24 protein-coding genes are annotated in these 25,757 nt (G+C 36.7%); 6 read left to right on the forward strand and 18 right to left on the reverse strand.

Going from position 1 to position 25,757, the window contains the following annotated elements; all coding sequences use genetic code 11:
* Nucleotides 1-118: 118 nt before the first annotated feature.
* Both ACFQIC_RS16980 and ACFQIC_RS16985 read right to left on the reverse strand, forming a co-directional pair.
* Nucleotides 119-1,291 (reverse strand): MFS transporter, encoded by a 1,173-nt coding sequence (locus tag ACFQIC_RS16980; protein ID WP_204708643.1) that lies wholly within the window; start codon nt 1,289-1,291, stop codon nt 119-121.
* Between the two features lie 360 nt (nt 1,292-1,651).
* A complete protein-coding gene (locus ACFQIC_RS16985; protein ID WP_204708602.1) occupies nt 1,652-1,915 on the reverse strand; it encodes a hypothetical protein in 264 nt (87 codons plus the stop codon).
* A 706-nt stretch (nt 1,916-2,621) separates the two neighbouring features.
* Between ACFQIC_RS16985 and ACFQIC_RS16990 the strand changes: the two genes are divergently transcribed.
* Nucleotides 2,622-4,358: a PAS domain S-box protein gene (locus ACFQIC_RS16990; protein WP_204708603.1), complete on the forward strand. Its 1,737-nt coding sequence runs from the start codon at nt 2,622-2,624 to the stop codon at nt 4,356-4,358.
* 265 nt (nt 4,359-4,623) lie between these two features.
* On the opposite strand, the gene ACFQIC_RS16995 is transcribed toward ACFQIC_RS16990, so the two are convergent.
* Nucleotides 4,624-5,190, reverse strand: coding sequence for an NADPH-dependent FMN reductase (locus ACFQIC_RS16995; RefSeq protein ID WP_204708604.1), 567 nt, complete (start codon nt 5,188-5,190; stop codon nt 4,624-4,626).
* A 12-nt stretch (nt 5,191-5,202) separates the two neighbouring features.
* The gene (locus tag ACFQIC_RS17000) at nt 5,203-6,261 is read right to left on the reverse strand and encodes an LLM class flavin-dependent oxidoreductase (protein ID WP_204708605.1); all 1,059 of its coding nucleotides are present in this window, start codon (nt 6,259-6,261) and stop codon (nt 5,203-5,205) included.
* Between the two features lie 1,042 nt (nt 6,262-7,303).
* Here ACFQIC_RS17000 and ACFQIC_RS17005 point away from each other — a divergent pair.
* Nucleotides 7,304-7,651, forward strand: coding sequence for a winged helix-turn-helix transcriptional regulator (locus tag ACFQIC_RS17005; protein ID WP_204708606.1), 348 nt, complete (start codon nt 7,304-7,306; stop codon nt 7,649-7,651).
* 513 nt (nt 7,652-8,164) lie between these two features.
* On the opposite strand, the gene ACFQIC_RS17010 is transcribed toward ACFQIC_RS17005, so the two are convergent.
* The 6 genes from ACFQIC_RS17010 to ACFQIC_RS17035 all read right to left on the reverse strand — a co-directional run bounded on the left by ACFQIC_RS17010 (nt 8,165) and on the right by ACFQIC_RS17035 (nt 12,786).
* A complete protein-coding gene (locus ACFQIC_RS17010) occupies nt 8,165-8,518 on the reverse strand; it encodes a hypothetical protein (protein WP_204708607.1) in 354 nt (117 codons plus the stop codon).
* A gap of 75 nt (nt 8,519-8,593) precedes the next feature.
* On the reverse strand, nt 8,594-9,079 hold the full coding sequence (locus tag ACFQIC_RS17015; RefSeq protein ID WP_204708608.1) for a hypothetical protein: 486 nt from the start codon (nt 9,077-9,079) through the stop codon (nt 8,594-8,596).
* Nucleotides 9,063-9,548, reverse strand: coding sequence for a hypothetical protein (locus ACFQIC_RS17020; protein ID WP_204708609.1), 486 nt, complete (start codon nt 9,546-9,548; stop codon nt 9,063-9,065). The genes ACFQIC_RS17015 and ACFQIC_RS17020 overlap by 17 nt, the downstream gene beginning before the upstream one ends.
* Before the next feature lie 45 nt (nt 9,549-9,593).
* The gene (locus ACFQIC_RS17025; RefSeq protein WP_204708610.1) at nt 9,594-10,076 is read right to left on the reverse strand and encodes a MarR family winged helix-turn-helix transcriptional regulator; all 483 of its coding nucleotides are present in this window, start codon (nt 10,074-10,076) and stop codon (nt 9,594-9,596) included.
* A gap of 267 nt (nt 10,077-10,343) precedes the next feature.
* Nucleotides 10,344-11,333, reverse strand: coding sequence for a site-specific tyrosine recombinase/integron integrase (xerA, locus tag ACFQIC_RS17030; protein ID WP_204708611.1), 990 nt, complete (start codon nt 11,331-11,333; stop codon nt 10,344-10,346).
* 202 nt (nt 11,334-11,535) lie between these two features.
* Nucleotides 11,536-12,786 carry a hypothetical protein gene (locus ACFQIC_RS17035; protein WP_204708612.1) on the reverse strand — a complete coding sequence of 417 codons (1,251 nt, stop codon included), beginning with the start codon at nt 12,784-12,786 and terminating at the stop codon, nt 11,536-11,538.
* 497 nt (nt 12,787-13,283) lie between these two features.
* On the opposite strand from ACFQIC_RS17035, the gene ACFQIC_RS21095 reads away from it, so the two are divergent.
* Together ACFQIC_RS21095 and ACFQIC_RS17040 are read left to right on the forward strand one after the other, a co-directional pair.
* Nucleotides 13,284-13,448 (forward strand): DUF2798 domain-containing protein, encoded by a 165-nt coding sequence (locus ACFQIC_RS21095; protein ID WP_465260874.1) that lies wholly within the window; start codon nt 13,284-13,286, stop codon nt 13,446-13,448.
* A 744-nt stretch (nt 13,449-14,192) separates the two neighbouring features.
* The gene (locus ACFQIC_RS17040) at nt 14,193-14,630 is read left to right on the forward strand and encodes a CHRD domain-containing protein (RefSeq protein WP_390217489.1); all 438 of its coding nucleotides are present in this window, start codon (nt 14,193-14,195) and stop codon (nt 14,628-14,630) included.
* A gap of 277 nt (nt 14,631-14,907) precedes the next feature.
* Here the strand turns inward: ACFQIC_RS17040 and ACFQIC_RS17045 are convergent, their stop codons facing one another.
* The 4 genes from ACFQIC_RS17045 to ACFQIC_RS17060 form a co-directional block, all read right to left on the reverse strand.
* Nucleotides 14,908-15,201: a hypothetical protein gene (locus tag ACFQIC_RS17045; protein ID WP_204708613.1), complete on the reverse strand. Its 294-nt coding sequence runs from the start codon at nt 15,199-15,201 to the stop codon at nt 14,908-14,910.
* Nucleotides 15,202-15,591: 390 nt separating this feature from the next.
* Nucleotides 15,592-17,049 (reverse strand): carbon starvation CstA family protein, encoded by a 1,458-nt coding sequence (locus ACFQIC_RS17050; protein WP_204708614.1) that lies wholly within the window; start codon nt 17,047-17,049, stop codon nt 15,592-15,594.
* A 226-nt stretch (nt 17,050-17,275) separates the two neighbouring features.
* Nucleotides 17,276-18,004, reverse strand: a complete 729-nt coding sequence (locus ACFQIC_RS17055; protein ID WP_204708615.1) for a LytR/AlgR family response regulator transcription factor — start codon at nt 18,002-18,004, stop codon at nt 17,276-17,278.
* On the reverse strand, nt 17,979-19,769 hold the full coding sequence (locus ACFQIC_RS17060) for a LytS/YhcK type 5TM receptor domain-containing protein (protein WP_390217492.1): 1,791 nt from the start codon (nt 19,767-19,769) through the stop codon (nt 17,979-17,981). The genes ACFQIC_RS17055 and ACFQIC_RS17060 overlap by 26 nt, the downstream gene beginning before the upstream one ends.
* A gap of 345 nt (nt 19,770-20,114) precedes the next feature.
* Between ACFQIC_RS17060 and ACFQIC_RS17065 the strand changes: the two genes are divergently transcribed.
* Together ACFQIC_RS17065 and ACFQIC_RS17070 are read left to right on the forward strand one after the other, a co-directional pair.
* Entirely contained in the window at nt 20,115-20,246 is a 132-nt protein-coding gene (locus tag ACFQIC_RS17065) for a YjcZ family sporulation protein (RefSeq protein ID WP_204708616.1), read from the forward strand.
* A gap of 1,719 nt (nt 20,247-21,965) precedes the next feature.
* The gene (locus tag ACFQIC_RS17070) at nt 21,966-22,235 is read left to right on the forward strand and encodes a small, acid-soluble spore protein, alpha/beta type (protein ID WP_204708617.1); all 270 of its coding nucleotides are present in this window, start codon (nt 21,966-21,968) and stop codon (nt 22,233-22,235) included.
* A gap of 292 nt (nt 22,236-22,527) precedes the next feature.
* Here the strand turns inward: ACFQIC_RS17070 and ACFQIC_RS17075 are convergent, their stop codons facing one another.
* The 4 genes from ACFQIC_RS17075 to ACFQIC_RS17090 all read right to left on the reverse strand — a co-directional run bounded on the left by ACFQIC_RS17075 (nt 22,528) and on the right by ACFQIC_RS17090 (nt 25,721).
* Nucleotides 22,528-22,749, reverse strand: a complete 222-nt coding sequence (locus ACFQIC_RS17075) for a spore germination protein (protein WP_204708618.1) — start codon at nt 22,747-22,749, stop codon at nt 22,528-22,530.
* 278 nt (nt 22,750-23,027) lie between these two features.
* The gene (locus ACFQIC_RS17080; RefSeq protein WP_390217494.1) at nt 23,028-23,360 is read right to left on the reverse strand and encodes a hypothetical protein; all 333 of its coding nucleotides are present in this window, start codon (nt 23,358-23,360) and stop codon (nt 23,028-23,030) included.
* Between the two features lie 305 nt (nt 23,361-23,665).
* Entirely contained in the window at nt 23,666-24,709 is a 1,044-nt protein-coding gene (locus tag ACFQIC_RS17085) for a FecCD family ABC transporter permease (RefSeq protein ID WP_204708620.1), read from the reverse strand.
* A complete protein-coding gene (locus ACFQIC_RS17090) occupies nt 24,702-25,721 on the reverse strand; it encodes a FecCD family ABC transporter permease (RefSeq protein WP_390217506.1) in 1,020 nt (339 codons plus the stop codon). The genes ACFQIC_RS17085 and ACFQIC_RS17090 overlap by 8 nt, the downstream gene beginning before the upstream one ends.
* Nucleotides 25,722-25,757 lie beyond the last annotated feature (36 nt).

Below are 25,757 nucleotides of genomic sequence, written 5' to 3' on the forward strand. Positions count from 1 at the left end.
TCTGAACCACGCGAGCTTCATTCAAGTTCAATAGTTTTATAGTACAACGAGCTAAAAAGGCTTTTCCCAGATTCACTTTAACGGGGAAAAGCCTTTTTTCATAAAAACTCACCTTTTTTCAATTGGCCACTTTCACAGAGGACAAAGTAGTCTGACGAACCGCTTTACCGGAAACAGCCAACACAAGACCTAAGCCCATTGCCATCAATATACCGTCAAGTAATAAAGGAACTCCCCAATTGCCCGTGTAATCCCTGATAACTCCTGAGACAACGGGTGAAAGAACGGCTCCAATTTCTGCAATTAAATTTAGCATGCCGAACATCGACCCCCTACTCTTTTCTGGAGTTAGATCAGATGCCAATGCATGAGCAACAGGCTGCAAGGCAAAGAAAAATAATCCTGATACAAACAGAATGATCGACATGATAATTGGACTGGTGTGGCCGGTCATTACGTAAGCGGCAAAAATAAAGATAAGTACAGTCAGAATCGCCGTTAACACAACTAGAACATTCCTTCGGCCATTCGGACGGTGTGCCACTAAATCAGAAATCTTCCCTCCGAGCGGAAAACCGATGATGCCTGCCACCCCATTAAAGGATGCAACCAATGCAGCTGCCAACAGTGCCCCTCCTCCAAACTCTTGGACGATCGAGACAGACCAGAACCCATAAAACCAAAGATGCCACATAACTGGGATAAAAAATAAATAGAGTAAGAACAAATTTTTATTGACTAGCAAGGGTTTGATTTCGGACTTCTTCGTTTTGTATAAATAAAAAATTAAAAGCGGGCAAAGAGCCACTAGAATAAAGGCAATTGCAATAGAAGATAAATTCAATTTAACAGAAACGAAATAGATCCCCATCACAATCAGCAAAAACACAGCCGAGTAGCTCGACATATAGAGGAGCGTTTTTCCAAAATCAGCTTTTATCCCTGGTGAGTCGACAGATTCGTGCGGAGTGGTCTTCGGCTTTAGAAAAACGAAGAGGATAATTCCGATTACCAAAGTGAGCGCACCTGTTACAAAGAAGGGAAAACGCCAAGCACTTTCACCCATAAAAGATTCGGCAACTGTCAACAGATAAGGAATTCCGAGTAAACCTGCCGTCGGTCCAACTGAAACTCCCGTAAGAACGATGCCCATGCCCAATCCAACTTTTTCAGGCGGGGAATGAAAGGCGATGTAGGAACGGTCATTCGAATAAAAAACACCTTCTCCAAGCCCTAATAAAATTCTTAACGCAATAAAGGCAATAAGACCGCCGAGCCAAGTAGGAGGAATCCTAAAATGGTTAAAACTGTAAAAACCAACTTACCTTCACTTGTTCTGCCCCCTATTAAGATTTATTACTATAAGTTTAGATGATCTAAATTTTCCTGTCAGTAAACATGTGAGTTTATCTTACATCAAAATTACATTTGTGAAAATGTAATATTCGCCAATCTGTTGGATTCTTGTGCCCTCCAAACTTTAATGGGATGATAAGAAACTCATTCGTATGATGAACCAATTAGCAGATATTCCTTAACAAAAAGGTGACACGGCTTCCTCTTATCAGGAAACCGTGCCACATAGACACCTTCTTAAAGAAGGCTCATTCCACAGCATATAATAATAAATCACTTTCTAATCACGGCTTTCTTATTCAACGCGCCTTTCTACATCCGGATCTAGTTCTTTTTCATTCATATTAGAAGACGTGTCTGGTTCATTCATATACTTTGCATCACGAGGGTCGGTAGGTGGCCCTTCCTCTAATCTGTTATCTTCATCCTTATAGCGAGTTGGATCATAGTTAACATCTTCAGGTTGTTCATTCATCTCATTGTTATCTGCGTTACATGCAGATAACAAACTAGTTGAGAAAGCGACAGACATAAGTAAGATGATTAATTTCTTTTTCATTACTTAACCTCCATATAGATTTAGATCGAAACATTTTTAATATATACATTTTATATTTTTTTACTCTTTTTTTAGGAATTTAGCCTTTTGATCTCCCTGCCACAATTAAAATAAACGAACGACAAATTGCGATCGTCTCTGTTATTTTTATGTTTTTTTAAAGCAAAAGCGCAGTCTCCCCTTTTAGGAAACTGCGCCAATAGTTGGTTAACATTATTTCTTTAATAAAGTTCTAACCACTCAGCAACTATTCTAATACCAAGCCTATAACCTAATTCTTATCCATAACAATTTATACATCTGATTTTTTTAAAAGTTTTAAACATCTATGGTGTTGTCCATATTGTTCATCATAATCGTTTCCGTTACTTCAATCATTAAATGTTCAGGTTTGATTCCCGTATTATGAATCGTTATCGCCCTTAGAGGATGAATTACCCAGAAAAATTATACTACTAATAATAAAATTCGACATTTTTCAACTTTACCTTCCACTAGTCTGAAAATATGATATCATGCATCTTATAACAACTTAATCATCTTGTAAGTGCCCTATGAATTTATCTATCTCGTATTTTTCGACAAAACTTCACAAAAACACTAATTTCTATTCAAAAAATAAGTATATTAAAGTATAATTATTATAAATTTAACATGTAATATGTCTTAGTCCCTTTTTCCGACAAAATTTAAAGGAGTAGAGAACATGTTAACAACATTTATTTCTAACATGAAAAACATGCAGTACTCAGAACTAATTTTTAATAACATTTCAGATATGATCTTTTTAGTATCTGCAGATGAAGACGGATCATTTCGGTATATAACGGCCAATCAAAATGCGATCGATACTCTCCATTTCCCCGGTGATTTTAGAGGAAAGAAGATATTCGACCTCATGCCTTCACAATCAGCAGAAATTATTACGCAAAAGTACCAAGAAGCATTACAAAACAAAGAAACAATCACCTATCAATCTCAAATGGAGCTCCCCACATCCAACCGTGATTTACACAAACGATATTCCTCTTTGGAGTCTAAAGTCACCCCAATTTTTAATAGCAAAGGCGAATGTGAACATATTATCTCCGTAACAAGGGATGTCACCGCATGGATCGAACATGAAAACCAATTAAAACAAGTAAAGGAACAAATGGACTTAATGTTTAACAATGCGGCTGATGCTGTATTTATGTTTGATCACCATGCGAATTATACTAGTGTCAATCCGGGGTTTTCTAAGTTATTAGGTTGGAAGGAAGAAGAGCTAACTCATAATTCGAGCATCAGCATTCTCCCCAATACGGAAAATGACTTCCCGGAAATTCTCGCTCAGTTACGAAATGGAAACGTGATTCAAAACCACCATTCGAAACGAGTCACAAAAAAAGGGAAAACAATTGATGTGTTAGCTTCCTACTCTCCTATTATGGAAGGAAATGAATTGGTTGGTGGTGTCGCTATGTATAAGGACATTACGGAAATCAAGCGTATGGAAGATCGTCTTCGAGAAAGTGAAGAGCGTTATCGTTTAATCGCAAATCATACGAATGATTTAATTCGCGTCATTGATTTAGATGGGATCATTCAATATGCTTCTCCTTCCCATGAGCCATTGCTAGGATTACCGTCGGATTTTTATATAGGTAAATCTGTAGCGTCTTTCGTACATAAGGATGATATAGATAAAGTACAAAGATTTTGGAAACAGATAGCCGAAACAGGGGAATCTTTCGAAACGGAACATCGACTTTTCCATAAAAATGGAGACATCATATGGGGGAATACAAAAGGAACTCCTGTATTAGGTTCAGATGGCAATGTTGAACAGATTGTGGTTGTTATTAGGGATGTTTCCACACGCAAACATCGAGAAGATGAATTAAGATCCATGGCCATGCATGATCAGTTAACAGGCCTACCTAATAGACGATTACTATACCAACAACTCCATAATGAAATAGAAAATGTGAAACGGACGAACAAACAATTCACTGTGTTGACAATGGACTGTGATAACTTTAAACACATTAACGACAATTATGGTCATGATATTGGAGATGAGATTATTAAAGGTTTCGGTCAAAGAATTCATGGAAACCTAAAGGAAACCGATATGGTCTCTCGAATGGGCGGTGATGAATTCCAGGCTATTATAACAAACCTTGACGAGACGAATGATGTAATCCCGATAGCCAAAAGAATATTAAAAGTGATGGAGCAACCATTTAAAGTTGATCATCATACCCTTTCGATAACAACCAGTATCGGTATCTCTAGCTACAAAGAGGACAAAAGCCTAGAACAATTATTCAAAGAATCAGATGAGGCGCTTTATAAAGCAAAAACCATTGGTAAAAATACATTTTGTATGTATGCAGAATCACCCTATTCCACACCCAAGAAATGGTCAAAGATTAAACGCTTGTTTAACAAACTATGAATATAGCTTTTAATATTTAATTACTAATTGGGGAGGGTTCATGATTTAACAATACCTCCCTATGAATGGACAAATCTGACTGCATAGATTGCTAGGCAGACTTAATGAAACAACTAGGTGAGCCAAGGATCATCGGCAACAATTCATTAACAAGTACTAAAATAAAAGAAATAACGCAGCCTCCCCTATGTTATATGGGAACTGCGCTATTTCGATATTTCCAGATGATTCAGAGCTCCTTCTATAAATAGAAGCCGCTTATTTACTAAAAATCATACTCTGCTTCTTTTTCCTCACGAATTTTCTCATAGGTTTCCGTTAGGGTGACTGTATCTTCAACCAAACGATCAATACGATATAATACATCATCACTGGTAATTTCTTTTCGGTAGAAGTCTTCTTCAGCAATAAACACATACGACTGAACCATTTGTGCTTTCATATAAGCCAAAATAGGTTTTAATTGTTGCTCAGCAATTAAATAATGCTTTGCCGAACCTGCTGTTACAATCATACTAACAACCTTGTCACGGAAAGCATTAACAGGAAGCAGGTCAAAAATGTTCTTCAATGTAGCGGGTATCGATGCCTGAAAAATAGGTGTGCCGATAATAATGGCATCTGCCTCCATGATTGTTTGTGTTACATATCCTGTGTCGCCTTCATACTCCATATAATTTCGCCCATCACTAAATTGAACATCGTAATCAGCTAAATCTATCATTGTTAATTCCGTATCTGGGTATTTTTTCGTAAGAGCTTTAACTGTATAATTCATAGCTGTTTTTGTTTTCGACCCAACTCTTGAACCAGATAACCCGACAATCTTCATGTTTTCAACCTCCTATTTTTTTGCCGTATATTTTTTGATTGCTGGTAAAATTTCCGTACCAATTAATTCAATGTTTTTCATTAACCGTTCAAACGGCATGCCACCGAAGTCAATCTGTGCAATATAACGCTGATGACCAAACACTTCATGCTGATAAAGAATTTTTTCAATAATTTCCTGTGGACTACCTATATTCATAACATTATGTCGATCCACACCTTGTGCAAAGTGTTGTTTTGGAAAACCTTGTCCGTTTGTTTTTTTCATACCTTCATTAATGTGAGGGTACATGTCTTTTAGTGCCTGCTGGGATGTTTCCGCGGCATAGAAAAAGCCAGCTGTTGCAATTGGTAATTCTGCTGGGTCAAAGCCACTACTCTGAGCAGCCTCACGATAAGCATCAACTGTACGCTTAAATACAGAAACTGGTCCACCTAAATGCGCCATAAACATCGGAACACCAGCATTTCCCGCCCGCATCGCACTAGCAGGTGTCCCACCAACTGCACGCCAAATTGGTATGGAGCCATTTTTTGGACGCGGAAGAATCCTCGCATTTTTTAATGGTGCACGAAACTCTCCACTCCAATTGACAACTTCTTCTTCATTAATCTTCCTTAACAAATCAAATTTTTCTTCATACAGCTCTTCATAATCACGAAGATTATAGCCTAACAAATCAAACAGCCCTACTCTTGATGCTCGCCCAGCAATAATTTCCGCACGACCCTTAGATATTAAATCCAGCGTCGCAAAATCCTCATAGACACGGACAGGATCTGATGTGCTGATAATGGTGGAAGAACTTGCAATTTTTATGTTTTCCGTTGCCTGAGCGATCGCTGAGAGAACAACAGAATGCGCTTGTGTCGCAAAATATTCCTGATGACTTTCTCCTACACTAAAAAAGTCAATACCTGCCTGATCAGCCAGCTTCGCATAATCAATAAATTCATGAATCCGTTCTTCTGCGGAAACTCTTTCTCCTGTTATAGGATTCGGCAAATGGTCACCAAGAGTATAAATACCAAATTCCAACCCTTTACTTTGATCTATACGATACTTTTCCACTTATTTTTCACCTTTCTTTCCATATTATTAATAATCTAATTCTACGTTTGTGACCGCTTGAAAGAATTGACACAATTTTTGCTTATTAAAATACAACACTTTTTTCCAGTTAAGGACTGCCCTTATATTTGTAAGAGTGTGTATGATCGTCTTAACAATCATACAACCATTGTTACTCTTATCAATATCGATGCTCACAATATGATTGTGTGGAGAAAGGGGCGGTGGGGAAGGGAGTCGCCCCTTTCCGTATGTTTCTATCGAAATCGTGCCGTTCTACCGTCCCTGTTGAAGCATGAGATATCTGTTATAACGCCAATTGAAGCCTGATACAAATCAGGGGATATGGCCATCACAGATTGAGCCATTAGATAAGTTAAAAATCGGGTGTGATAGCGTGTTTATATGAAGGGTAGGAGATTACCTGTTGTGTATGCCTACCCATCCCCCATGCTCCGATGAAAAGCAACGGAACCACGATTCTTTTATTGAATAATCCGAAGCTTTAAGCGATAGGCAAGAAGGCACCTTCCAGCACAATTCTCACTCGTAATGCTTTTCACTTGAAGCACCACATCTGATGCTTCCGTTCTCCTCACGAAAGCAAGAAGGTCCGGGAAATTGCGAGACTCCTGTGGGATGAACATGATCGGTGAGATCCCGCAAGGCGTAGCCTGAGGAAGCTCACCTCATGCCCACGGAAAGCGAGTGATTTCCCGGACCTTCTAACACCATCCTCTGTAACGGAAACCACCGTATAAATCAGGACAATGATTAACAAATGTTTTGTTATTAGAGGCTGCAATTCACTATAAAATGGGGATGATAATTTCCAGTAAAGTGTGTCAGTTATTTTAGCAGAAACTGTTTCATTTTAAATGACGGTTACAACGTTCTTTACAATACAAAGTCCTGTATTTACTTCTAACTATGAAAAGTTGATTTTTTTCTTACCAACGTTATTATAGATTATAATAGTATATAATTTAAGTACACACTTAAAAGTGGCATAGTATCTTAAAGGATACTTAGGAGGGATAAAATGGACAAGACACCGAAAAATTGCCGTGTAGAAGATGCGTTAAGTATCTTAGTTGGTAAATGGAAACCGATAATTTTATTACATTTGTTACAAGAAGGTACCAAACGTTTTAGTGAGTTAAAGCGTAGTCTGCCTGGGATCACGCAGAAAATGTTAACTAAGCAATTAAGAGAACTCGAGGACGAAGACATTGTTGATCGTGTTGTGTACCCACAGGTTCCTCCCAAAGTGGAGTATGCAATAACAGAATATGGCCGAAGTTTAGAACCAATTTTAGAAGCCATGCATGAATGGGGAACCAAGCACACATTGCGCAAAAAGGAAAAACAGGATCAAAAGAGCTCATAGTTACAAAACTGCCTAAGAGGGCAGTTTTAAAAATTTTCTTCTATAATAAATTCTCGAGGTCGCTATCCTTTTCACACTAAAGGGTAGCGGTTTTTGTTTCAGAAAAGCACCTACCTTATAAAAAAATCTAGGCATATATAATTAAACGAAAGGTGATTACGGGATAAACATGTACCACTTCTGACATGTTTTTTACCAATGGTTGCCAATACGTTTACCAGTCGGTTAACGTCAAGAAGTTACGGATTTACAACCTTAAAGATTTTGAAAGATAAAAAAGCCTAATACCTCAGTACCTTTAGTGAGAAATTAGGTATTGATGTTCAATAAACGCGCCTTGATTGTTGAACATCATTGTCTATTGCATAGTATATTTGTACTACGCAACAAAGGTAATCAGTTACAACCGTATATCTTCTTCACCTAAGCTCTAAGGTTTAATAAATGATTGCCTTTTTTAACTGATTTAGAATAAACAGAAAAAACATTAGTAGAACCTTAATCTTATTGGATCTAGGATTTATCATTTTTAATAGACTTAAGCATTCTAAGCGACTTATCATTGTCGTTGGTTCTAAGTTCCAAATTCTTATCTTTTTCTTTACTGATAGAAAATATAAAAACAACAGGAGAGTCCTCTATACTATAGCTAGGAAACTTCTTTTTAGCATCTTTCATATTTTTATAATAATCAATTTCAATGACTGGATTTTTAACGCTAGCATATTTATCAAATTCCTTAATTAAATCTTCTTCTCCTTCTACAACTAAAACATAATAATGTTTTTGGATTGTATTCTGTGCACAACCGCTAAGTAAAATAAATATGTAACCGACTAATAAACTTAACATTAATATTTTTTTCAAATTAGTAAGCCTCCCTCAAGAAAAGTAATCCGATATTATCTATAAATTAGATGTTCCTTTGAAGGTCCTATTCATTCATTTCCTTTTCGTAATTTGATAAAAAATGATGAGCATACTTTGAGCGATAATATATATAGGAAATGACCAATACATTTTATAGCCCTTATCAAAATGAAACACCCCAACCTTTACTCCTATCCACTCGAAAAGCAGCGAAACACAACTCCATATCAACACATAGATCATATGCCAAAGCCCTTTGATTTTTATTTTTTCATAAAAATACAAAAAGAAATAACTGTAACCCCCATACATAACATAGCTTAAGAAATCTATTACTTGATATGCTGACGTATCATTGACATCATAAAAGTCCCATGGTTTTACACTAATTGTATGATCGTAAAACATTCCATAAACAATACCATAAATAAAATAAGCAATTCCTTCCAAGATCGTAAATATCTTTGGTGTGATCCAAATAACAATCACCGTAAGAACAAGGCTCCCAATTACAAACAACTCATTCCAATTAAAAGATTCTTCATAAATAACTGTCATACTTCTGTCCTTTCGATTCTGAAATAACCGATAATAATTTACTAATCCCTAAGCCAATTAGGATAATAATCGAATTCATGAGTAATGAACTATACATATTCCAGTTAAGAAATTCAACTACACCAAAGTACTTTTGAAAGAAAACCAGTAGTTGTATAAAACCTAAGATAGTAAGAAAAAGATATATTTTTTTCAACAACGTTTTCATTTTTACATTTAAATTGATATAAATAACAATTACTAAAGGAACAATTATTTCTCTATCCATTATTAAGTAAAGATTTAAAAAGGGATCTTCAGTTTGCTTAAGTAATTTCAAGTTCATAGACATAATTGTCATATAATTCGTTGTAATGATTGTTATAACCATGAATACAATAGCATTGTGTAGAAATGATAATTTTTTCCTAATAAAAAAGCTTATGTACGTAATTAACAGTGTTATTGTAATAGAAAGTGGTAATGCCATACTTACTTTCCCTCCTACTTAATGGAAAATATCCTAGTTTTATACTTAGGTTCGATTAAACTTTCCGTGTATTACTTTTTCCATGAACAAGTCGCCTTTATGATTTCCAAGTATTCTTTCCCCATATTCTATAAATTGTAATATTTCCTCCTCCTTCAAATTACTCATATCCAATGGGAAATCTTCCGTTTTTTCAACAGATACAACTAACTTTTGGAACATATCCTCCCTCATGATCGTAACTCTCACCTTTTTAAATTTTGGTCGTTCTTCATCTGGTGATATCGTTATATAACCTTTGTTTTGCATCGGTTTAAGTAGCCTTGTAACAGTCGATGGATGCCAACAGCCAAATTCACTGATTTCACTAGGGGTTAAAGTTTTTTGATTAGTCATCAGTAAAAATAAAATATGCTGCTGCGCTGGAGTAATATCATGAATTCTCCCAAGATTACTCCATTGCTCTTCCATACTAAAATACAATGCTCTTATCATAAGAAGGGAATTTTGCTTTAGTTTAATATTCATTTTCCATACCTCACTTGTAAATACAATTGCAAATACAACTAATATCATTATTTAGCTTTAAATTTAGTTTTATACAGTGAATCAATAATTTTTTAACACAAAAAAGACCGCTCAACTTAAACGGTCTACCTTTAGAATACATTTCCCCCATTTATTTCTATAAGGTGTAATATTCTAATTAATCATCTCCATTAGCTAGTAAAACTTTTACAAATTAAGCTGAATAGAAGACCCTTATTGCGCAGTATAGGTCAAATGGACAGCAATTTACTGAATCAAAAACTTTTTATGCTGCTCGCGTTTTCTTTCGTAAGTTATTTTTGCATACCTAAGTGTGGTATCTGGCGAACTGTGACCTAATAATTCTTGAATAGCTACGAGTTCAGCTCCATTATTTAATGTTAATGTTGCAAAAGTGTGTCTTAAAACATGGGGACTTACTTTGTCTTGTAAACCTGCTTTTCGAGCGATTATTTCTATTTCTCTTTGTATTCCTCGTTTAGATAATCTTCTATAAGGCTTTCTCTCTGTAACCATCAAGGCTTCACAATTGTCATTTCTTCCTTTCATATATTTACCTAAATGATACATTGCTCTAATCGAAAAATAGACTTCTCTTTGTTTATCACCTTTACCAATAACTAATGTGCTCATATTTTGTAGATTAATATCCGCTTTATCTAATCCATGAACTTCAGACAACCTACAACCCGTTGCATACAGTATTTCTAGAAAAGCACGCTGCCTGACTGTACCGCAGGATTCTCTTAACAATTCTAGTTCTTCGATTGATAATGATTTAGGAAGTCGGTATTCATCTTTTGGAGCTTTTATATTGGTGGTTGGATCACGTTTAATATATTCTTCTGAGGCTAACCAACTAAAAAAACTCTTTAAAACAGATAATTTCTTTCTAATTGTGCTCATTCTTATGGTACCATCTTGACTTAAATACATTCGGACATCTGCTGTAGTTATGTCCTCAGCCTTCCTTTTTACGATATCAGCAAACATACTTAATTCCATGAGATAGTTGTCTAGAGTAAAAGGACTTAAACCTTCTAGTTTTTTTGCAGAGATGAACAATTGTATTTTATCCTCAAGGTCAGGATGTACCTCACCTAACTCAACTCTTTGAATATAATACTCTGATAGAACAGTAGATAATTTATTTTTTGTATTTTCTACATCAATAGTAGGATACAAATCTTTTAAGGCACCCACTAAATCGGATAATAATTGCTCTCCTAGATTCATAATAATCAACTCTCCTTAGCTCTTATTAGTAACTAAGGATTACCTATACATAGAACAAGAATACCAACTGAGTGAGTATGGTCTGCTTTTTGTCTTTGATTTTATTCTTTGTATAAGAAAGATCCGATTACTTTTGGGGTAATCGGATCTTAATGGCTGTGCATAGCTAGTATCGTTTCTGGCTTGGGAAAATAATATGTAATTACTCTCTAAGTGTCTCTGATACACCAAGAGTAAAGTGATTAAATAAGATATCCTTCACCATCTTTGCATTTTCTTCCGTACAATTGATCATCAGCACCACCTCTCCACCTTCACCTCTTTTTATCTTTTTAATTACTTCTTTTCTTTCTATGATAATGTCAATAATTAAGCCGACTACTGCACCTGCAAAAAAACCAATCAGCCCCCAAATAACTGGACCACCATACCATATAAATCCATAAATTGTTCCCAATACAGTGAAAGCAGTTGCCGTTGAAATCGTTACTTCAAATAAATTAAACCCTTCTCCAGAAATGGCATCAATATTCCTTTTCTTAGGTTGATCCTTCAAAGGAATGGCATAAATATTATCTTGTGAAATTCCATTTTCTATTAACTCATTAATCGCTAATTCCACATAAATGGAAGATGCAAAGGAAGCGACAATATTCATATTACCAACTCTTTTCAATAATAACCTTGTTCTAGATCCCTTCGGTTGAAAGTTTTTCTCTAAATATCTGGACTGCTGCTCTTTGTATAGTTCGTTAGACTTTTTACAAAACAAATAGGAATCAAAAATAGCGAACCCATACATGGAAGGAAAAAATAAGAGCCATTGAGGATTAACAACCGATGTGGCTTCTTCAAATTTTCCTAAAACCGTAAAGTGTATTGCTGGAAGCATATTAGAAAAGTAGAAAGTTATCACTATCCAGATCATTACGTAAAAGGCAGTAGGTAATCTTTGAATGTAAAGATGTCCAAGTCCCGGTAAAATAAAAGACCAAAATGCTGCGAGCCCTGGTCTCATTTTGTCTAACAAGTTATGATCAAACCATGCGACGTTTGTAGGACTCATTAGGTCAACTGAACCATAACTATCTGCTAAAATAGAAAATTTGTTAGTGCTAAGCACTAAACGCCTGCTATCCCAAATTCCATAAATATATACAGGGATATAGACAAGAATCCACCGTGTATCCAAAATTTCTGCTGCCTTATCAAATTCCCCAATAAAAGAATATACAATAGCTAAATTAAAATTCGCATTAACATTTACGAAGAATTCCCATAAAATTAATATCGATCCAGTAAGATATTTACACATAGAAATGTGAGGTAATCCTGGAAAGGCTGCCGCCCACCACATTGCTATGTAAGGGTTTCTGAATGTAATAAGTCCAATGTTTATTGGAGAAATAACACCTTTTAAATAACGTTTTTTATTTTCTGTTGTTTCATTCATTCCTTTCGTCCCCTATTCAACAGATTGTGTAAAGTTATTGCCAGCCCTATAAAACCACCAAAATCACTTTTACTAGTATTTACCTTTTTTCTGGAATTATTCGTAAGCACCGTTGTTAATGGCTTAGTAAAAAAAAGGATCCTACCCCTAATGCGCTAACGATTATCGCATCGAGGGCAGGAACCCAGTATTCATATTATTTTTGAAATAAGATTCTATAATTACTTTTGTAAACCTAATATAATTTTTTCTTACTAAATTGACCGTTATTTAATTACATTCTTTCACAAAGTCATCAGTAATAGAAGTTAATTTATTGCGCAGTAATTGTCTACTGCGTAATATACGAGTTACTCCACAATTTGTCCCGTTTGCGGAAGACTGATCTTATTGAAAATCAGTCAAATTTGTATAACATTAACTAATGATCAATCGAATGAAATAAACTTTGTTGTAGCGCTTGCTTTATGTATGGTCCCCCTTTAATGGTTTTTATTATGTCAGTATACGGATTGATTTTAACGGCCGTAACCACAGGAGGTTCGATTCTCACAGTTTACCTTAAAACAGTTAGTCTAAACTTTATCGTGGCACTTACATCGCAGTTGCTAATTGTCGGACCAATCTCACGTGAACTATTAACTAAATACATTAAACCATGACACAAAAACAAAAAGTAAACGTGTGAAAAATAAGCAAGTTACCAAATAGTAAGTAGTTTCCGATACTACGGAGAATGTAATATATATATGCATTATTTTTCATACAAAAATACAGCAAATTTAGCGCGTCACATAACAGTAAAAAGAGCAATCAAAAACGCTTGGATATTAAATATCTAAGCGTTTTGTTTTATATTTTCTTATTAAACTAAAGCCCTAGATTATGGAGACTTAGCTTCAAGACATTCCTGTGATTTCCGTTACAAAGATGGCGTTTGCAGGAGGTAAGACACAATCTCCTATGACGAGGGTTCGTTCATTTCCATATCGAATGGGGTGGCTTTGAAACGACGAGAATCCCGCGGGAGAAGGAGCTAGGCAAGACCCCACAGGGAGTGACAACGACCGAGGAGGCTTTTGCCACAGCTAGTTGTTTCAAAGCCACCCCTATCCCTTATACGGTAACGAACCTCCATCATCTCGGAATTGAGTTTTCAACAATCCTGCCCGTTAGGATATCCACAATACCTTCTTAAAACCTGAATTTTAACCATGATATTAGCACTCGTTTTAACACAAGAATTCAATTGATGACAATAAGTTGTCTAAAAGGAGGGACGATTCCTTTGCTAATTGCATTGATTTTATTAACAAATCCCTTTCTACTCTTTCTCTAATTCTACCACCCATTCAAATTTATATAGATTCACATATAATAAAGTAGTTATATAGGAGGTGAAAATTATGGAGAAATTTTCCGCGAAATTAAAAGGTAAAAATGAAGTACCTCCAGTAAAAACAGAGGCTTTTGGAGTCGCTGAATTCGTCGCTAATAAAAATTGCACAAAAATTAAGTTTTATCTAGAAGTCCAAGATATTAAAAACTTCATTCAAGCGCATATTCATTTTGGTTCCCGCGATGAAAATGGTCCCGTCCTTGCTTTCCTTTTTGGGGCTGACCTAATGACGTTAGAGGAGCAAAACGGAATAAGCACACGTCGAGGTGTAATTACTGGAATTATTACAGATAAAGACATCGTCGATAATAACGTAGGTGTAGATGATGTCAGTGACTTACTAAAATATATGCGAAAAGAACTTACGTATGTGAATGCTCACACGGAGCAAAACCCTGGTGGAGAAATTAGGGGACAAATCATCCCTCTTCACAAAAAATACTAGCCATTTCTTATGACACCTATAGTCGCTACAAATTTGCTAGATTATAATTAACCTTATAATCTAGCACTATTATTTAGGTTTAGCACATCTACTATTTAAGAATTTCATTTGTTTCCTTTAATAAAATTGCTGATTTTCCAATTTATGTATATTCGTGTAAAGTTCTAGATATAAGCCGCTTTCCTGAATTAGCAAAGATGTTAATATTAGAATGAGCAGATATTATTATACCTATAATCATCTGTTGTTCATTACCCCTTCACCTAATAAAACCGAATTAGATCACTTCAGATAATTTTAAATCCCAATCTTTTGTATAAGGGAACCTGTTTTTTGGGTCTTTTCTCAATTCCACAAGGGTTTGTACCGCTTTTTTTTCTTCATTTTTCATAAAACGGATCATTTCCAGGAACCTATCACCCTTTTTCGCTTCCTTCACCAAAACCATTTCACTATACATTCGATCCGCAACTTCGTGATAATACTTTGCTTCTACGATCCCTAAAACGGCTGCACGACGCGCATACATCAAGTGCAAGAAAAAGTATTCTTCACCATCTGACAAATCCATTATCATCGACTCCTTTTATAATCCGTTATGCCCTCTTCAATAGAAAGTCATACACAAGAAAATGGAATGCGATAATTTTCAAGGTGATAGATAAAAAAAGATGATAAAACATCTTCGTTTTAATAATCAACCACATTTATTTTCCAGATCTATTAACAAAAGCAACCTTAACGAATAGGATAAGGAGCAAGACATTAAAAGGAACCTCAGTATACTGTGACTGAGGTTCCTTTTGTAAATTTATTTTTTTGTTAATATTACATATTTTGCTCAAATTCGCATCTGCATCTTACTAATTTGTTCTTTTCCTGTATTTCTTTTCTTCTAGTTCTTTTATCGAACATTTGAATAGTACAAGCACCTAGATAGATTTATTTTTCTCATTCATAATTAAGCTGATTTTTCTAGTTCTTCATCAACTTTAATAGGACGAATACCTGAATCATTTGCTGCAAGACGGGATCGTACAGTTAAGAAAAAGGCAATAACCGAACCAACAGTCACAAGAGTGGCTCCAAAGTATGCAACTCCAATTGGCATTCTCAAACCTATATCCGCATTTAAGATATACGTAAAGGTTGCCATGGTTATAAAGGTTGCGGGTATAATAGCAATCCAGTAGTTTTTACGTTGAAGTGCAAGATACATAGCACCTACCCAAAGAGCGATCATGGCTGTAGATTGATTTGCCCATGAGAAATAACGCCATAGAATATTAAAATCAATTTGAGTAAGGGCGATAGATGCCACAAACAATGGAAGAGCAATCCACAGACGGCTCATGATTTTCTTTTGTCCTACTTTAATGTAATCAGCAATGATCATACGGGCACTTCTAAATGCCGTATCACCTGATGTAATGGGAAGAACAATAACTCCGATAATCGCAAGCGTACCACCAATTGCTCCCAGCGTGACAATTGATACTTCACTTACAATCGCTGCAGGTCCACCTGCAGCCAAGATTTCGTTTAATCCTTGTCCACTAAATAACGCCATTCCGGCCGCAGCCCAAATCATCGCAATAATTCCTTCAAGTATCATCATACCGTAAAAGATCTTCCGACCTTGATTCTCGTTTTGCGTTGTTCGCGAAATCATCGGTGTTTGAGTAGCATGGAAACCTGATAAAGCTCCGCAAGATATTGTTAAGAATAATAACGGAAATATTGCTAAACCACCTGGGTGCATGTTTTGGAGTGTAATTTCTGGAATAGGATGTCCTTGGATTACTAATGCTCCTCCAATACCTATTGCACTAATTAGTAACATAGCCCCAAAAATTGGATACAAACGCCCAATAATTTTATCAATAGGCAGCAATGTTGCTACAATATAGTAAACGAAAATTGCTGCGATAATTACACTCATCGAAATCCAAGCAGGTGTTAAATCAGCAATAAGTGCAGCAGGAGCTGTCACAAACACTGTACCTACTAGCAATAACAGGAGAATAGAGAAAGCATTTACAACATGTTTAAACGCTTTTCCTAAGAATTTTCCAGCTAACTCTGGTAAATGAGCTCCCCGATTTCGAATGGAAATCATACCTGTTAAATAATCATGAACCGCACCTGCAAATATACAACCAAATACGATCCATATAAACGCAACTGGTCCGTAAAGCGCTCCCATAATTGGGCCGAAAATTGGACCAACACCGGCTATATTTAAAAGTTGAATTAAGGAATTCCGCTTTGTATTCATCGGAATATAATCTACACCATCAGTATTTGCATAAGCTGGTGTAACTCGTTCATCCTTCACTCCGAAAACTTTTTCAACAAATTTACCGTACGTAAAATACCCTATAATTAGAATAACAATTGCTATGAGAAAGGTAATCATTTATTTTTCCTCCTCTTGGTTTATACTTAATGAATCCGCTTACATCATAACGTTTTTTATCACAGCTTATACATATTTGTGGGTAACGTGTACTATATCATGCGGAAAGGTCGAAATTCTTGTTTGAAATATCTAAGATTATGGGATTTCTTTAGAAGATCTCTCAAATTTTCTTCGACATTTACTACATAACCAAAAAAAGCTACACATTTGGTGTGTAGCTTTTTCAAAGCTCTAGTGTTTCCCGTAATTCCTTTACATAGTTTCTACTTACAGGAATATGATCTTTGTTATTTTTCAACTTTAATTGAAAAACGCTAGTACTCCAGGACACTAACTCTTCCACTTTGTCCATATTAACTAAATATCCTTTATGCACACGAAAGAAAGAAAAGCCTTTTAGCTTTGTTTCCAATTCTTTTAATGCTGTTTTTGATGAAAACGTACCACTTTCAGCCACAATAAAGGTATCTCTTCCTTCTTTGTAAATATAAAGAACTTTTTTAGGATCAAGATAAGAAATTCGATCTTCAAGTTGCACCGCAAGTTTTCCCGTTCCACCAGTTATCGGTTGTTGAGTTGACTTAGTATGTTTTTGTAACAACCGATTGACGGCTTGAGATACTTGCAATTCATCAAAAGGTTTAAGCAAATAATCAACTGCTTCTTCCAATCGAAAGGCTTTTACTGCGTAGTCAGGATAGGCAGTTGCAAAAACCACTGATGGTGGACGTTTTAATTTTTGTAACGTCTCAACCAATTCAACACCATTCATCCCTGTCATTTCAATATCAAGGAATACCACGTTTGGTTCTTCACGTAATATTACTTCCAAGCCTTTCTCTGCAGAACTTGCTTCACCGACTATCGTTATTTCTTTATGATTTTTGAGTAAATACAGTAATTCCTCCCTGCTAAAGGGTTCATCATCAATTATAATAGTTCTTAGCTCCATCCTTTACATCACTCCTTTCAACTTCTTGTTCTTTAATCGGAACGGAAAAGGTAATTATTGTGCCTTTATCAATCGTTGACTCAATGAGTAAATTTGAATGTTCACTTATCATTTTTATAAGTCTTGCATTTACATTATAAAGTCCAATCCCCGTTCCATTCTCTGAGGTAACAGATTCATTTAGAAGTTGCAGTAACCGATCACTTTGAATGCCTACACCATTATCTTCAATACGCACCCGAGCGCTTGCACCGTTTTTCCGGATTTCTATTCTTATTTTTCCGTCCGCTTGTTTAATCTTTAATCCGTGTTTGATCGCATTTTCGATAAGTGGTTGGAGTGTCATAGATGGTACTCTGGCACTTAGAACTTCTTCATCTAAATCATATGATACATCTAATCGGTCAAAAAATCTGGCTTCCTCAATAGCTAAATATGCTTTCACATGGTCAACTTCCTCTTGCAAAGTCGAAAAGTTTTTCGTTGTACCTGCAAGGTTTTGTCGAAAAAAAGAGGAAAGAGCAATTAACAGTTTTCTTGCTCGATCAGGGTTCGTTCGAATTAACGACACAATGGTATTCATGGCATTAAAAAGAAAATGAGGACTGACTTGCGCTTGAAGTGCTTTTATTTCTGATTCTTGTGCAATGGCACGATGTTTTTCTACTTCTGCGATTTCAAGCTGATGGCTGAGTAACGTAGATAATCCCTGAATAAGTTCGAGCATGATTGGTGAAATCATCTTTTCCGATGAAAAATAAACCTTTAAAGTTCCAATCGTTTTATCTTTTTGCTTAAGTGGAGCTATAATTGCAGCCTGAAACCGACATGTCGGATGATTGCACTGAATGGACTCTTTATTAACATTTATACCTTCTCCAGTTTCAATGACCTGTCGCGTCGCTTCCGTGCGTATATCATAACCATGTCTATGGTGGTCGCTCCCGTTCCCGATATGAGAAAGAATTTGATTTCGATTAGTCATCGCAACAGCTAATGAAGGAATTTCTTTATGCAAAATCGAACAAACCTCTGCTGTAGAGCTAGTCGTCAAACCTTTCCGCATATGAGTTAGCGTTAGGTTAGCAATACGAAGTGCTTTTTGTGATTGAAAAGCACCTATACGCTCTTCTTCTTGGATAACACTACGAATAATCAATACAAAAATAGCTGTTCCAATTCCGTTAGCGATGATCATAGGGATGCCAATGCTTTGCACAAGTGCAAGTGCATGATCAAACGGTTTTGCTACTCCTAAAATAATAAGCATTTGTACTGCTTCAGCCAAACCTCCTACAATAAGTGCAACTTTAGGAGTTACGATACGGCTCTTTTTGTACTTGGAGGACACTATACCAGATATAACTCCAGCTACAATCGCCGCAATACCGCAAGCAATACTGGTAAATCCCCCAAGGAAAAAACGATGGACACCTGCAATAACCCCTGCTCCAACACCAATTCTCCACCCGCCCAAAAGACCTGCTACTACCACTCCGAGCACACGTGAATTTGCAAGCGCTTCGTCTTCATTTAACACAAAAGTCCAATGATCAATAGAATTCTCCATTGGATTGATAATAATTCCAGTGTAGGTACCAATAATACCAAAGCACCCAAATATGATAACAAGTAACATTCTTTGGCGTTGGTTAATCGAAGAATGCTGCTGGTCAAATAAACGACGGAAAAAAGGAAGGCGTGTTAGAACAAAAGCAACCATAACAATAACACCCAACCGCTCTATCATTGCTAGAATAAGCAAGTTTTCACCTCTTTTACGAGTTAGTCCTAATTGTTAACGCTATCATCATATCATCAATTATTGTAATTGTCGCAGCATCCTTTTCCACGATATTAATATGTCTGAGCACACTTTTAAATTTATCTCTTAATACATATAACGTCATATATCTATACCAATAAAACATACTGAAAACATATGATACCGCAATATAGTGGTTTTGAGGTTTTTGAGACAACAAAGAGGTAGGGACTCCTCGGAATTTTACGACGAAATCAGTTTTTTTATGTTACCAAGGTACACGCCTTTCCGTTACATCATTCTAAGAATAAGCTATAGCATTAAGGAGAAAAAGGTGGTGAGTTTATGAGTTATGGATTAGGTGGCTACGGCGGTTACGGTGGCTATGGCGGCTATAAAGGCGGCGGTGGTTTTGCTTTAATCGTCGTATTGTTTATTCTTTTGATCATTGTGGGGACAGCATTTGTTAAATACTAAAGACTACCATCGCCAATATCCAATCGTATAGCTTTCACCAAGAAAAGCCAAGGTCGATACCTTGGCTTTTTGTGAATATATAGTTATTTTTCGTATTTATGTATGAAAGGGCCCTGTCCTTGCTGAAAACCATAACTAAATTTCATTCATCTCAACTAGAGAGTTTGCTTTCATCTTTTTAAAATTTATTTGTGGTAAATAAAAAAATGTCCTCCAAATGAGAGCTCAAACAACTGTTATCATATTAATATCATCAAATTGTGACCGTCATTTAAAATGAAACAGTTTCTGCTAAAATAACTGACACACTTTACTGGAAATTATCATCCCCATTTTATAGTGAATTGCAGCCTCTAATAACAAAACATCTGTTAATCATTGTCCTGATTCATACGGTGAAGGTTCTTCTTAGATATTAGAGTTATTGAACTAACGCCCCAGATTGTTTAATAAAAGTGTGGCGGTTCCGTTGCTTTTCATCGGAGAATGGGGGATGGTGTGTGAATATTTCCATTGAAATGATCTACTTCTGCCCTTATGTGGAAGACAGCTTCGAGACATTCCGGTGTCTTCCGTTACAAAGGATGACGTGTGAAGGTCCGGGAAATCACTCGCTTTCCGTGGGCATGAGGTGAGCTTCCTCAGGCTACGCCTTACGGGATCTCACCGATCATGTTCATCCCACAGGAGTCTCATAATTTCCCGGACCTTCTTGCTTTCGTAAGGAGAACGGAAACATCTTCACGTGAGCAGAAGCTTCATACGTGAGAATCGTGTGGGGTGGTGATGCTCTATTCTATAGCATAGGTAAGACACATTCTCCTATGCCGGGGAGGATTCGTTCATTGCGATTTCCCGGACTTTCTTGCTTTGTGAGGAGAACGGAAGCATCTTCACGTGAGTAGAAGCTTCATACGTGAGAATCGTGGGGCTGTGTAATTATTGCGATTGAAATGTTCCACTTAGGACATCAAATTAACCTGTAATGTAAATTTGGAAATGGTTTTACAAGGGTAGGCATACACGCCAATTAAGCTCCTAGCCATACCACGTTTTTTAACTAGTAGCCCAATAGATATAACAGATACCTCATACTTTAACAGTAACGGTAGAACGGCATGATTTCGATAGAAACATACAGCAAGGGGCGGTGGGGAAGGGGGAGACTCCTGTGGGATACGCGGGTTAGATGAGACCCCGGAAGGCGCCAGCCTGAGGAGGCTCAGCGCACGCCCACGGAAAGCGACTCCTTCCCCACCTCCCTTTCTCCACACAATCATCTCGGAATCGAGTCTTCAGAGTAACAGTGGTTTTATGATTGTTAAGACGATCATACACACTCTTACAAATAAAAAGGAAGTCCTTAACTGGAAAAAAGTGTTGCATTTAATAAGCAAAAACTGTGTCAACTATGTCAAGCGGTCACACAAATATAATGGTAATACTTTTCTTATTCTTATGGTCATTAGAGTGAAAGGATTCACAGATGAAATGCGTTCCTTGTTAACAGCTCGGACATGTTGCTTGGAATAACAATAAGCCAAAGGCGCCAATTTTAAGGATACTAATGATTCATTAAATGACCATCAATGTTCATGAAAATCAATTCAAAATGTTGATTGACGATTAATTTACAGCAGTAATGTCCGGTAACCCCCTAAAATCACCATTGATGATTTTCCGTGTTGGAAACCATACTAGATCAGAGAGGTGATATGAATGGCAAAAAATAAAATTTTGGTTTCGGAGGCCCGGGAAGGTTTAGATCTATTAAAAGCGCGAGTCATGAAAGTAAAGGGATATAATGTCAACATGGCAGATCCGAATGCCGTAAAGTATGAGATAGCAAATGAACAAGGAATTCCATTAAAAAAAGGGTATAACGGCCAAATAACCGCAGAACAAGCAGGGAAAGTCGGTGGGGCAATTGGTGGAAACATGGTTAAGGAAATGATCAAAATGGCTCAAGAAGAAATGATGAAAAAATAATCGGATCCACTGGTTTGAATTTGGAAAAAAAGCAGATCAATAAAATCAGTATTTTAGAAGAGGTTCAAATCAAGTAAGTAAATGATTTTTGCAGTATGTTACTACAACATAATGAAAAAACTCCAAAGTGCACCAAAAATAGAATGAATTTAACTTAACTATCGATCCTATACTACCGAAGAAGGCTGACGTAAAATTTAACGTCAGCCTTCTAGGTTAACAGCAGGGAGAAACGTCTATTAGCCTTATAGAGATAAGGTTTCCATCTATGTTGAGAGTCCCTAACTAAAAGCTAGTTGTTGGCTATCAGATTTTGATCTGTTATATCTGGATCAACTCCATTGGTAATACTCATTCCGGTAGAAACGATTTGAAAGTCTCCTACTCCACCGCCACCTGAACCAGAAATAGCCTTTTCAACACTTTTTGGAGCAATATAAAGTGAATCTCCAAAATTTATGACTCCCCCACTTATACTATTAAATTTAAGTTTTCCTACTATTATGCAAGACATATAATAACATCCTTTTTAGGTTTATTTAGTAATATATGATTCCTCCTTACAAACTGTATAGTAGAGGTGCCGTGAAAAAGTATATTTGGGTTATATTAGAAGGTAGACCAGTGATTCTATGTAACACAAATAACCTAGTGGAATATTCACTTCACGAGGCTTCATCATAATCAATGACATGATAAAAACTTATGTCCACCATTTATTTGAAATACTCTACCCCGTTATAATATTAGAGTCTCCCGAGACAAGAACCTTCCTTATATCACGAAGATTAATTATGAAGAACAATTCTGATTACCGAGCGGACAAACAAGGCAATGAGTAAGCTTTTCTTTCTTCTTTTCTAATTTATGAAAGTAGCAGCAAGTGCATCGCGTTTTATGCTCGCCGAGAGATTTAGGAGCAGTAAGATAAGTACTCATCGGATGTTTTACACTGTTGAAATAGCTTCCGTCCAATTGATTCATTTCTTCAGCAAGGTGGACGATCTTTTGTTGATGATCAGGGTGCCGGTCCATTGCTTTTCTAAAGAATGAGTTTATCCGAACCGCTATGTTCTCCCATAAAATGATAAGAGGAAGATTCGTCACGTTGTGAAATACGTTCAACAGTGGAAAAAGATGATGGGTGAAGAACTCCTCCCAAACTTCCAGGCGTGAGTCAGTGTAAGTGATTTGTAATGAATCTACCTGAATGTCCAGATCCTCACTAATATAGCACGCAGATAGAGGGATTATTTTGCTTTTTCCTCCCCTTACCATTGAGTCCAACACAGAGAAAGAAAGAACCTGTGCATACTTTTTCATGATCATGGACGCGGTAACCTTTAAATTGGGAGCGTAGATGTTTTTTTGTTGATGTTTTAAAAATGCTATACAGGTAGACTCTTCTTCAATTAATGATTGAACGGAAGTCATTCACTCATCGCCTTTCGATTTCGATATAGTAGATAAATGAAAAATGGCGCACCGATTCCAGCTGTAAAGACGCCGGCGGGAATATCTGATGGTAAAAAAGCTGTACGTGCAATGATGTCAGCGATCATTACAATTAGCGATCCGATAAAAGCAGATCCTAATACTAAGTTAGCAAACGATCGACTCAGTAAAAGCCGAGCGATATGAGGTGCAATTAACCCTACAAAGGCTATTCCACCAGCAAATGAAACGGACGCTCCAGCAAGTCCAACACTCAAGGAAAGTAAAAGAAAACGAAAAAACTGTACACGAACCCCCATTCCAGTCGCTATGTCATCTCCTAACTGTTTGACATCCACTGTCCCAGTAAAAAAGAGCGATAAAAAGATCAAGCTAATGATAATCGGAACAAGAATCGTTACTTCTTGCCAGTTGGCACCGTATAAACTTCCGGTCAACCATAGATATACTTTTGAAGCAATCGCAGACTCACTAGATACCATAAACATTGTCACGATGGCATTGGTTAATGCAGAAACCCCGATACCAATAAGGATCAAGCGCATGGGAGTAACCCCATTTTTCCATGATAATAAGTAGATGATGGATGTTGCAACTGCCGCTCCAGTAATGGAAGCGAGGGGAAGCCATTGGACACTCACTTCACCTAATAAGAAGACGATGAAAATAACAGCACCTACTGATGCTCCCCCTGTCACTCCTACAATGTCCGGAGAACCCAGGGGATTGCGGATCATCCCTTGTAAAATTAGTCCTGAAACACCAAGACCTGCTCCTACAATAAGGCCCATAAGCACACGAGGCAATCTGAGTTCATTAAGGATAAAAGAGTGGTCACTTTCACTGACGAGTTCTTCTATAACCACTCCAATTGGAATATAACTACTTCCAGATGAAAGACTAATAATAAAAACAGCAAGGTTAGCTAGTAACAACGAAGTCAAAATAAACAACGATCGTTTATGAATTTGCATCGAAAATTTACCAGTTTTACCTCTGACCGTATAATAGTCACCCATTTTTCTTCACCCCTTTTCTAGCGATATAAATGAAAAATGGCGTTCCGAAAAGAGCCGTCATGACCCCTATAGGCATTTCTTGAGGCGCAATGACGAGTCTCGCAGCGATATCCGCAAACAACAACAAGGTAGCTCCGAATAAACCGCTAATTGGTAAAATCCATTGATAATCTGGTCCTGTGACTCCTTTTACAATGTGAGGCACAACGAGCCCGATAAACCCTACAGATCCTGCTACAGCTACGGATCCTCCAGCTAGAAAAACAATGGTAACTCCGATTAACAATTTGAGTACACCGGTATTTTGACCAAGATTCTTAGCTACATCATCACCAGACATAAGGATGTTTAGAGGCTTCCCGATTAATAACGAAAGGATAATCGCCCCTAAAATAAAAGGAAGCACCGGGAGAAGAAGGTCTAAATCTCGGCCCGCTACAGATCCAGCTAACCAAAATAAAACACTTTGCATACGTTGTTCATCTAAGACAAGCATTCCTTGAGTAAATGATACGAAAAGGGCACTAATGGCCGCTCCTGCTAAAACAATTCTAATAGGTGATAAACCATCTTCTCCCATAGAACCTAGTAAATATACTATAAAACCAGCAATACCAGCTCCTAAAAAACCAATCCACATATAACCACTTAAAGATTCTACAGAAAAAAAAGTTGCTGAGGCCACGATAAAGAATAATGCCCCTGCATTGACCCCGAAAATATCTGGAGCTGCTAGAGGATTACGAGTTAATGCTTGCATAAGAGCTCCAGCGATCGATAGACTTGCTCCAATGGTAATAGCGATTAATGTTCTCGTTAATCGTGATGTACGAATAATTATCTGATTTGTGCTAGAGGAATCATAATTGAAAAAGGCATTCCAAACCGTAGAGAGAGGTATAGAGGTTTTTCCTATGGCTATGCTTAAAAAAACAGCGGTTACAAATAGAAGCAATAACACTAAAAGGATGGTCCATTTTATCTTTCGGTTAGTTTTAAGTATGCTCATTATATCTCTCTCCAAAGAAACAAAGATAGGAGGATACCT

It is taken from the genome of Halobacillus seohaensis, assembly GCF_042663045.1.
Taxonomy (GTDB): domain Bacteria; phylum Bacillota; class Bacilli; order Bacillales; family Halobacillaceae; genus Halobacillus_A; species Halobacillus_A seohaensis.

Excerpts from the sequence above, each read along its gene's own strand:
- ACFQIC_RS17075 (WP_204708618.1), bottom strand. The coding sequence starts at position 22,749 with ATGTCTTGCATAATAGTAGGAAAACTTAAATTTAATAGTATAAGTGGG.
- ACFQIC_RS17025 (WP_204708610.1), bottom strand. The coding sequence starts at position 10,076 with ATGAATATTAAACTAAAGCAAAATTCCCTTCTTATGATAAGAGCATTG.
- ACFQIC_RS17005 (WP_204708606.1), top strand. The coding sequence starts at position 7,304 with ATGGACAAGACACCGAAAAATTGCCGTGTAGAAGATGCGTTAAGTATC.
- ACFQIC_RS17070 (WP_204708617.1), top strand. The coding sequence starts at position 21,966 with ATGGCAAAAAATAAAATTTTGGTTTCGGAGGCCCGGGAAGGTTTAGAT.
- ACFQIC_RS17085 (WP_204708620.1), bottom strand. The coding sequence starts at position 24,709 with ATGGGTGACTATTATACGGTCAGAGGTAAAACTGGTAAATTTTCGATG.
- ACFQIC_RS17050 (WP_204708614.1), bottom strand. The coding sequence starts at position 17,049 with ATGATTACCTTTCTCATAGCAATTGTTATTCTAATTATAGGGTATTTT.
- ACFQIC_RS17065 (WP_204708616.1), top strand. The coding sequence starts at position 20,115 with ATGAGTTATGGATTAGGTGGCTACGGCGGTTACGGTGGCTATGGCGGC.
- ACFQIC_RS21095 (WP_465260874.1), top strand. The coding sequence starts at position 13,284 with ATGTCAGTATACGGATTGATTTTAACGGCCGTAACCACAGGAGGTTCG.
- ACFQIC_RS17055 (WP_204708615.1), bottom strand. The coding sequence starts at position 18,004 with ATGGAGCTAAGAACTATTATAATTGATGATGAACCCTTTAGCAGGGAG.
- ACFQIC_RS17040 (WP_390217489.1), top strand. The coding sequence starts at position 14,193 with ATGGAGAAATTTTCCGCGAAATTAAAAGGTAAAAATGAAGTACCTCCA.
- ACFQIC_RS16990 (WP_204708603.1), top strand. The coding sequence starts at position 2,622 with ATGTTAACAACATTTATTTCTAACATGAAAAACATGCAGTACTCAGAA.
- ACFQIC_RS17015 (WP_204708608.1), bottom strand. The coding sequence starts at position 9,079 with ATGACAGTTATTTATGAAGAATCTTTTAATTGGAATGAGTTGTTTGTA.
- ACFQIC_RS17045 (WP_204708613.1), bottom strand. The coding sequence starts at position 15,201 with ATGGATTTGTCAGATGGTGAAGAATACTTTTTCTTGCACTTGATGTAT.
- ACFQIC_RS17020 (WP_204708609.1), bottom strand. The coding sequence starts at position 9,548 with ATGGCATTACCACTTTCTATTACAATAACACTGTTAATTACGTACATA.
- ACFQIC_RS16985 (WP_204708602.1), bottom strand. The coding sequence starts at position 1,915 with ATGAAAAAGAAATTAATCATCTTACTTATGTCTGTCGCTTTCTCAACT.
- ACFQIC_RS17035 (WP_204708612.1), bottom strand. The coding sequence starts at position 12,786 with ATGAATGAAACAACAGAAAATAAAAAACGTTATTTAAAAGGTGTTATT.
- ACFQIC_RS16995 (WP_204708604.1), bottom strand. The coding sequence starts at position 5,190 with ATGAAGATTGTCGGGTTATCTGGTTCAAGAGTTGGGTCGAAAACAAAA.
- xerA (WP_204708611.1), bottom strand. The coding sequence starts at position 11,333 with ATGAATCTAGGAGAGCAATTATTATCCGATTTAGTGGGTGCCTTAAAA.